The sequence below is a fragment of the Ruegeria sp. O6 genome, from assembly GCF_056535045.1.
The window spans coordinates 40,204-48,541 of sequence record NZ_JBQERM010000020.1; the positions used below are offsets into that span (position 1 = coordinate 40,204).

General features: G+C 60.1%; 7 protein-coding genes. All 7 read left to right on the forward strand.

From position 1 onward, the window contains the following. The first annotated feature begins 2 nt into the window (after window positions 1-2). Complete coding sequence (cphA, locus tag ACR0DY_RS18600; protein ID WP_480484789.1) at window positions 3-2,804, forward strand: cyanophycin synthetase; 2,802 nt, start codon at window positions 3-5, stop codon at window positions 2,802-2,804. A 14-nt stretch (window positions 2,805-2,818) separates the two neighbouring features. Continuing rightward, the gene (locus ACR0DY_RS18605; RefSeq protein ID WP_480898918.1) at window positions 2,819-4,564 is read left to right on the forward strand and encodes a Mur ligase family protein; all 1,746 of its coding nucleotides are present in this window, start codon (window positions 2,819-2,821) and stop codon (window positions 4,562-4,564) included. A 142-nt stretch (window positions 4,565-4,706) separates the two neighbouring features. Continuing rightward, a complete protein-coding gene (gene rfbC / locus ACR0DY_RS18610; protein ID WP_480488984.1) occupies window positions 4,707-5,264 on the forward strand; it encodes a dTDP-4-dehydrorhamnose 3,5-epimerase in 558 nt (185 codons plus the stop codon). 3 nt (window positions 5,265-5,267) lie between these two features. Next, on the forward strand, window positions 5,268-6,311 hold the full coding sequence (rfbB, locus tag ACR0DY_RS18615) for a dTDP-glucose 4,6-dehydratase (RefSeq protein ID WP_480547546.1): 1,044 nt from the start codon (window positions 5,268-5,270) through the stop codon (window positions 6,309-6,311). Next, window positions 6,308-7,174, forward strand: coding sequence for a dTDP-4-dehydrorhamnose reductase (rfbD, locus tag ACR0DY_RS18620; protein WP_480547548.1), 867 nt, complete (start codon window positions 6,308-6,310; stop codon window positions 7,172-7,174). The genes rfbB and rfbD overlap by 4 nt, the downstream gene beginning before the upstream one ends. Next, window positions 7,171-8,061, forward strand: coding sequence for a glucose-1-phosphate thymidylyltransferase RfbA (gene rfbA, locus ACR0DY_RS18625; RefSeq protein WP_480484785.1), 891 nt, complete (start codon window positions 7,171-7,173; stop codon window positions 8,059-8,061). The genes rfbD and rfbA overlap by 4 nt, the downstream gene beginning before the upstream one ends. Window positions 8,062-8,156: 95 nt before the next feature. Continuing rightward, window positions 8,157-8,338: hypothetical protein (locus ACR0DY_RS18630; RefSeq protein WP_480898922.1), on the forward strand; the 182-nt coding region annotated here is incomplete at its 3' end.

Below are 8,338 nucleotides of genomic sequence, written 5' to 3' on the forward strand. Positions count from 1 at the left end.
TCATGAAAATAATCTCGACCAATGTCTTTGTCGGCCCGAATGTCTGGGCAAGTTTTCCGGTCATTCGCCACGTCATCGATCTGGGTGTTCTGGAAGAGTGGCCCTCGGCAAAAATTGGTTCCGAGTTTATTGACGCCTTGATCAAGGCGCTTCCCGGTCTGGCGGAACACGGCTGTTCCTATCGCGAACCCGGCGGCTTTATCCGCCGCCTGCGCGAGGATGAAGGCACCTGGCTGGGACATGTGCTGGAACATTGCGCCATCGAAGTTCAGAACGTGGCCGGGTCCGACGTGACCTTTGGACGTACGCGCGGCACAGGTGAGCCGGGCCAGTACAATATGGTCTATGAATACCGCCAGCGCGACGTCGGTCTGGATGCGGGCAATCTGGCGATGCGGTTACTGATGCACCTGCTGCCGCAATCCCTGAAAGATCAGGTGGATTACGAATTCGACCCGGACTTCAACTGGGATGAAGAACTGCGCAGCTTTGTGCTGCGGGCGCAACGCAAGGAATTTGGCCCATCGACCGGATCGCTGGTCAAGGCGGCGCAGGAACGCGACATTCCGTGGATCAGGCTGAATTCCGGCTCGCTTGTGCAATTTGGACACGGCAAGTTTCAGAAACGCATTCAGGCGACAATTACGTCCGAGACCAAGCATATCTCGGTCGAGATATCCTGTGACAAGGAAGACACCCATAATCTGCTGAACGATCTTGGCCTGCCGGTTCCGCAGCAGCGCATGGTCTATTCGGCCCGCGAGGCCGTACGCGCGGCAGCCCGGATCGGGTTTCCGGTGGTGGTCAAACCGTTGGACGCCAACCATGGGCGCGGCGTTTCGATCAATCTGAATTCCGATGCCGAGGTCGAGGCGGGTTTTGCCGAGGCCAAGGAGCATTCGCGCAGCCGCGCCATTCTGGTCGAGAGCTTCATCACCGGCTTTGATCACCGGATGCTGGTCGTGAACGACAAGCTGGTTGCGGTGGCCAAACGCGTCCCCGGCCATGTAATAGGCGACGGAACCCATACGATTGCCGAACTGGTCGACATGGTGAACCAGGACCCACGCCGGGGCATCGGGCACGAAAAAGTGCTGACCAGGCTCGAGCTGGACAATCAGGCTAACCGCCTGATGGAGAATGCGGGCGTGACGGAAGACACTGTCCTGCCCGAGGGTGAGGTTTTCTATCTGCGCTCGACCGCGAACCTGTCAACCGGTGGCACCGCCATCGATCTGACCGACGTGGTGCATCCCGACAACCGCGACATGGCCGAACGCGCCATCATGGCCGTCGGGCTGGATGTGGGCGGTGTCGATTTCCTGATCGACGATATCACCAAATCCTACAAGGATATCGGTGGCGCGATTGTCGAAGTAAATGCGGCCCCCGGTTTCCGGATGCATGTGGCCCCGTCCGAAGGTCAGCCGCGCGATGTGGCGGGCAAGGTCATCGACATGCTGTTCCCCGCCAATGAACAAACCCGCATCCCGATTGCGGCCATCACCGGCACCAACGGCAAGACGACCACGTCGCGGATGCTGGGTCATATCATGAAAACCAGCGGCAAGATCGTTGGCATGACCTCGACCGACGGCGTCTATGTGGATGGCAAGCTGAGCGTAAAAGGGGATATGACCGGCCCGAAATCGGCGCAGATCGTCCTGCGTGATCCGATGGTCGATTTTGCGGTGATGGAAACCGCGCGGGGCGGGCTGGTGCGCTCGGGTCTGGGCTATCAACGCTCGAACGTGGCAGCCTGTCTGAACGTCTCGGCAGATCATCTGGGCCTGGGCGGGATCAACACGGTCGAGGAGCTGGCCGTCGTCAAACGGGTGGTGGTGGAAAGCGCGACCGATACGGCCGTGCTGAACGCCGACGACATCAATTGTCTGAAGATGGCCGATTACGCCGGGGCGGATCAGATCTTCTATGTCACGACCAACCCCGGTCACAGTCTGGTCAAGGAACATATCAAGACAGGGGGCAAGGCCATCGTGCTGGAAAAAGGCATGAATGGCGACATGCTGACCATCTATGACAAAGGGCTTCACATCCCGGTTCTGTGGTCGCATCTGATCCCCGCCACGCTTGAAGGCAAGGCGATCTTCAACGTGCAAAACGCCATGGTCGCAGCTGCAATGGCCTATAGCTTTGGGGTCGATTTGGACAATATCCGGCATGGTCTGCGCACTTTCGACACCAGTTATTTCCAGGCACCGGGGCGGATGAATGTCTATGATGAACATCCCTTCAAGGTGATCCTTGATTACGGCCACAACCCGGCCGCGCTGAAGGCGATGGCCGCTTTGGCCGATCAGTTGGAGGTCAAGGGCCGCAGGCTGTGCGTTGTTGCGATGCCCGGTGATCGGCGCGATGAAGACATTGTTGATGGGGCCGCAGCGCTGGCCGGGCATTTTGACCACTTCATCTGCAAGGCCGATGACCGCCGCCGGGGTCGCGGGCATGACGAGGTGCCGCAAATGATGCGGCAGGCCCTGATCGATTGCGGGACGCCGGATGAGGCAATCTCGATCATCCCGGATGAGGTTGAGGCCGTAACCACAGCGCTGGAGATGGCGGCACCGGGCGATCTGCTGGTGATCTTCGGAGATGACACCACACGCTGCTGGAAACAGATCATCTACTTCAATTCCGATGGCGAAACCTCTGAAACCGAGGCGACACCCAAAACCAGCCCCGCCGATACCACGTTCGAGGACATGTTCGACAGCGACCAGAACCTGATCCGGGACGAACGCGGCGTAAGACTGGCGCGTGAAATCAGCGAAGACGCGGATTGAGCGGAGGCACCGGAATGGACCGGATCGAAGAGCTTGAAACCGCGCTGACCATCGAAAGCGCGACCGCTGATCATATTCAGGTGGATGACGCGCGGCGACTGACCGGCCCCGGCCTGTTATGGGATCACCCCGGCGCGGTGATGGATGTGTTTTTCACTATTATCGACCCCGCGCAGGTCATTGCACTGTGGGAAAAACACGCCCGGCGCGTTCTGGATGCGCTTGGCTGGCAGGATCAGGCACTGACCCACCGTACCTTTACCGGAGGCGTCAATCTGGCAATCTCGGCACCGATGGATCAGCTTTATTCCGCGATCTTTGCGGCGCAGACCGCCTGGCATTTCTGCGCGGCAGAGTTGCTGGAGACCACGCCGGGCGATTTTGATCAGATGATCCGGGACGTCAAAGGCGTCATGGCGAAGGAGGCCAATCCTGCGCTGATCGCCCTGATCGCGGCAGCCGACGCGCATGGTGTGGATATCCTGTGCGACGATGATGAGATTTCCATCGGGCATGGAACCGGCAGCCAAACCTGGCCTGTCGACGCGTTGCCCGCCCCGGATGACGTGGACTGGCCCGCCTTTCACAACATCCCCGTCGCCTTCATCACCGGCACCAACGGCAAGACCACCACGACCCGGTTGCTGGAGGCGATCGCCCGCGCCTCGGGCAAGGTCGCAGGGCTGACCTCGACCGAGTTTGTGCGGGTGGGTGACGATATTCTGGATCGCGGCGACTATTCCGGCCCCGGCGGAGGGCGGATGTTGCTGCGCGACAAGCGGCTTGAAATCGGATGCCTTGAAGTGGCCCGTGGGGGTATCCTGCGCCGCGGCCTGCCGACGCGTGCCGCCATGGCCGCCACTGTCACCAACGTGGCGAACGATCATCTGGGGCAATACGGCGTCAACACGGTGCCCGAGCTGGCTCAGGCGAAATTCGCCGTGCACCGGACACTGACCAAGGGCGGTGTTCTGGCCCTGAATGCCGATGATCCTTTTGTCCGTGCCGAGGCCGAAAACACGGCGGCGAATATCTGGTGGTTTTCACTGGATGCCGGGAATGATCTGATCCGTCGGGCGCGCGACGCGGGAACATGCTGCGCTTATGTCTCGCAGGGCAACATCGTCTTCTTTGACGGCCGGTCCGAGCATACGGTCATTGCCGTGTCCGACGTGCCCCTGACCATGGGCGGGGCCGCGAAGTACAACATCCTGAACGCTCTGGCGGCTATGTGCCTTGCGCTGGCTTTGAAGCTGACGCTTGAGGCGGTGCGGCATGGGTTGGCCGGGTTCAAACCGGATGCCAGGGACAATCCGGGTCGCTGTAACGAATTCCAGCACAACGGCGCTCAGGTTTTCGTGGATTTCGCGCATAATCCGCATTCGATTTCTGCCGTGTGCGATGCGCTGTCGGCCTTGCCGGCAAAACGGCGGTTCATCATGCTCAGCCATGCCGGAGACCGCTCGGACCAGGACATTCGCGACGTCACCGCAACCGCCTTGAATTTCCAACCCGACGTGGTCGTTGCTGCTGAACTGGAAGGGTACCTACGGGGTCGCGCTTTGGGAGAGATACCGGACCTGATTGAAAAGTCGGCTCTGGAACAAGGATATGACAAGACCCAGATCCAAAGGGCCGCATCCCCGTCCGAGGCTGCCGCGATGATCCTGAAACAGGTGGAACCGGGCGATCTAGCCCTGCTGCTGGTTCTGTCGGAACGCGACGCCGTGCTTGAGATGCTGAACCAGCAGGTGACGTAGTGGGGTGAGGGAGCAGGAAGGCAGCGAGCCGCCATCTCCGGCTGCGGTCATCTGAGCAGCAAATTGCGCAACACCCTTGCATTGAAACCCAGCCTGACAATACTCGCCCAACACAGGCAACAGGTGGTTAAGGTTAGGTGTTATGGAGATTGAGCAGACGGGGTTGTCGGGTGTGTTGGTTATTCGCCCGCAGCGGCATGGGGATTTGCGCGGGTTTTTTTCCGAAAGCTGGAACAAGGCGCGGCTGGAGGAGGCTGGGGTTGTGTTGCCGGAATTTGTGCAGGACAACCATTCGCTGTCGTCCGCGGTGGGGACATTGCGCGGCCTGCATTTTCAGGCGCCTCCGCATGCGCAGGGCAAATTGGTGCGCGCGGGCCGGGGCGCGCTTTATGATGTCGCCGTCGATATCCGCAAGGGATCGCCAACTTATGGGCAATCTTTCGGCATCGAGCTCAGCTTTGAGAACGGGCGACAGCTTTGGGTGCCGGCGGGATTTGCCCATGGTTTTGTGACGTTAGAGCCCGACACCGAAATCTGCTACAAATGTACCAGCTCTTACAATGCGGATGCCGATGGGGGTGTGCGCTGGGACAGCTGTGGTATTGATTGGCCCTTGCAGGGGAACCCGGTGCTGAGCGACAAGGACAGGATTGCGCCTGCGCTGGCCGATTTTGACAGCCCGTTTGTTTACGAAGGATAGAATATGAAACTGTTGGTGACAGGTGGTGCGGGTTTCATCGGGTCCGCGGTCGTGCGGCGTGCCATTGCGGACGGACATCAGGTCGTGAACCTTGATGCGCTGACCTATGCGGCCTGCCTCGACAATGTTGCCGAGGTTGCAGAGAACCCGAACTATGCCTTTGTTCACGCAGATATCCGCGACCCTGCGGCCCTGAAGGCGGTGTTTGCCGAGCATGCGCCTGATGCGGTGATGCACCTGGCGGCGGAATCCCATGTTGACCGGTCCATCGACGGGCCGGGGGCTTTCATCGAAACCAATGTCCTGGGCACATACAACATGCTGGAGGCGGCGCGCAGCTATTGGGCCGGACAAGGAAAACCGGACACTTTCAGGTTCCACCATATCTCGACCGATGAAGTCTTTGGCAGCCTGGGCCCCACCGGCCAGTTCACCGAGGATACCCCCTATGATCCGCGGTCACCCTATTCCGCGTCGAAAGCCTCCAGCGATCATCTGGTCCGGGCCTGGCACGAGACCTATGGCCTGCCGGTGGTGCTGACCAACTGTTCGAACAATTACGGGCCCTATCATTTCCCTGAAAAGCTGATCCCTGTTGTGATCCTGAACGCAATCGCGGGCAAGGCGCTGCCGATCTATGGCGACGGCTCGAATGTCCGCGACTGGCTGTATGTCGAGGATCACGCCGACGCACTTTTGCTGGTGGTGCAAAAGGGGACTGTCGGCCGGTCCTATAACATCGGTGGCGAGAACGAGCGCAGCAATCTGGAACTGGTGCAGACGCTGTGCGCGATCCTGGACGACCTGCGCCCGAAACCGCAGGGGCTCTATGCGGACCAGATCACCTTTGTCACAGACCGCCCCGGGCATGATGCGCGTTACGCCATCGATCCCTCGCGGATGCGCAACGAAATGAACTGGCGCCCGTCCGTGACGGTAGAGGAGGGTCTGCGCAGAACGGTTGAATGGTACCTGAACAATGAAGACTGGTGGCGGTCTTTACAGAACCGGTCCGGCGTTGGCGAACGGCTGGGGGTCAGCGCGTGAAACTTCTGGTCTTCGGGGCGACCGGTCAGCTGGGCCGGGAACTGATCCGGTGTGGCGGGGAAATCTCGGTTGAAGCGCTTGGGCGCGACAAGGCGGATTTTACCGATCCCGAAGGGTGCGCGGCCCTGGTTCGCAACACCGATGCGGATGCGGTGATCAACGCCGCCGCATATACCGCCGTCGACAAGGCCGAGGCGGAGGAAGACCTTGCCCTGCTGATCAACGGAACCACGCCCACGGCGCTGGCCAAAGCTGCGGCCGGGCGCGGATTGCCGTTTGTTCAGGTCTCGACAGATTATGTGTTTGACGGGGCGGGCACGGCCCCGTTCTTACCCAACCACGCGACCGGCCCGCTGGGCGCCTATGGGCGCACCAAGCTGGCGGGTGAGGCCGGTGTGATTGCGGCGGGCGGACCCCATGCAATCATACGAACCTCGTGGGTGGTGTCGTCACATGGACATAACTTCGTCAAAACCATGCTGCGCCTCGGCAAAGAGCGTGACCGCCTGACGATCGTCGCAGACCAGATTGGCGGGCCAACCCCGGCGGCGGAACTGGCCGGGGCCTGTGTGGGCGCGGCCCGTGCCCTTTTGACAAACCCGGATGAAAAGACCGGAATTTACCATTGCAGCGGTGGCCCTGATGTCAGCTGGGCCGATTTTGCCCGCGAGATCTTCGATCAGGCCGGCATTGACTGCAATGTCGAAGACATCCCGTCCAGCGCATACCCGACCCCCGCGAAACGCCCCCTGAACAGCCGCCTGGACTGCACGACACTGACAACGGACCTGGGCGTGCCCCGTCCGGATTGGAAGGCGGGCCTGCACAGCATACTTGAAGACCTTGGAGAGCTCGGCACATGACGACCCGGAACGGCAAGAAACGCAAAGGTATCATTCTGGCAGGCGGGTCAGGTACCCGTCTTTATCCGATCACGATGGGCGTCTCGAAGCAGCTTTTGCCCATCTATGACAAGCCGATGATCTATTACCCCCTTTCGGTGCTGATGCTGGCCGGGATCCGCGACATCGCGATGATCACGACGCCGCAGGATCAGGAGCAGTTTCAGCGCCTGTTGGGCGACGGAAGCCAATGGGGCCTGTCCCTGACCTGGATTGTTCAACCTTCTCCTGACGGGTTAGCGCAAGCCTATATTCTGGCAGAAGACTTTCTGGATGGTGCCCCCTCGGCCATGGTGCTGGGCGACAACATTTTCTTCGGGCACGGCCTGCCCGAGATCCTGCAATCGGCAGACGCCAAAGAGACGGGAGGCACCGTTTTCGGCTATCGGGTCGCTGATCCCGAACGCTACGGGGTCGTGGCCTATGACGAGGCTGGCGCCGTCACCCAGATTGTCGAGAAACCTCAAGTGCCGCCATCGAACTACGCCGTGACCGGGCTGTATTTTCTGGACGGCTCTGCCCCTGAACGGGCCCGCGCCGTAAAACCGTCTGCACGCGGCGAGCTTGAGATTGTCACCTTGCTTGAAATGTACCTTGAGGCCGGGTTGCTCAGCGTCAACCGCATGGGGCGCGGTTATGCCTGGCTGGATACCGGAACCCACGCAAGCCTGCTGGACGCCGGAAACTTTGTGCGTACGCTTCAGGACAGGCAAGGCCTGCAAACCGGATCACCTGACGAAATCGCCCATACGCTGGGCTGGATCAGCGACCAGGACCTCGAAGCCCGCGCCCAAAGATTCGGCAAAAACGACTACGGCGAATACCTCAAGAACCTGCTGAACCATTAGCCGTTCAATAGCGGTATTGGCTTGATTGAGTTTTTTGGTTTTGGTTTTGGTTTTGGTTGTGGGTTTGGTGGTGAGGTCTTATTTAGCGTGTTTGGATGTTGGGATGGGTTGGTCTGCCGCAGGGTAGCATCAGCCCTTTAGGCGCGGCGGGATATGGGGTATCTGGGCGTGCGCACCGTTTCACGGATTTGGAGAACGCAATGATGAAGCGCGCCTGGAACAAGTGGCGATCGGGCTATATGGGCCGGCTTGTCGGTGAGAGCTTTTATGCGCAGGG

Coding starts and splice junctions, on each gene's coding strand:
- cphA (WP_480484789.1), top strand. CDS start 3: ATGAAAATAATCTCGACCAATGTCTTTGTCGGCCCGAATGTCTGGGCA.
- ACR0DY_RS18605 (WP_480898918.1), top strand. CDS start 2,819: ATGGACCGGATCGAAGAGCTTGAAACCGCGCTGACCATCGAAAGCGCG.
- rfbC (WP_480488984.1), top strand. CDS start 4,707: ATGGAGATTGAGCAGACGGGGTTGTCGGGTGTGTTGGTTATTCGCCCG.
- rfbB (WP_480547546.1), top strand. CDS start 5,268: ATGAAACTGTTGGTGACAGGTGGTGCGGGTTTCATCGGGTCCGCGGTC.
- rfbA (WP_480484785.1), top strand. CDS start 7,171: ATGACGACCCGGAACGGCAAGAAACGCAAAGGTATCATTCTGGCAGGC.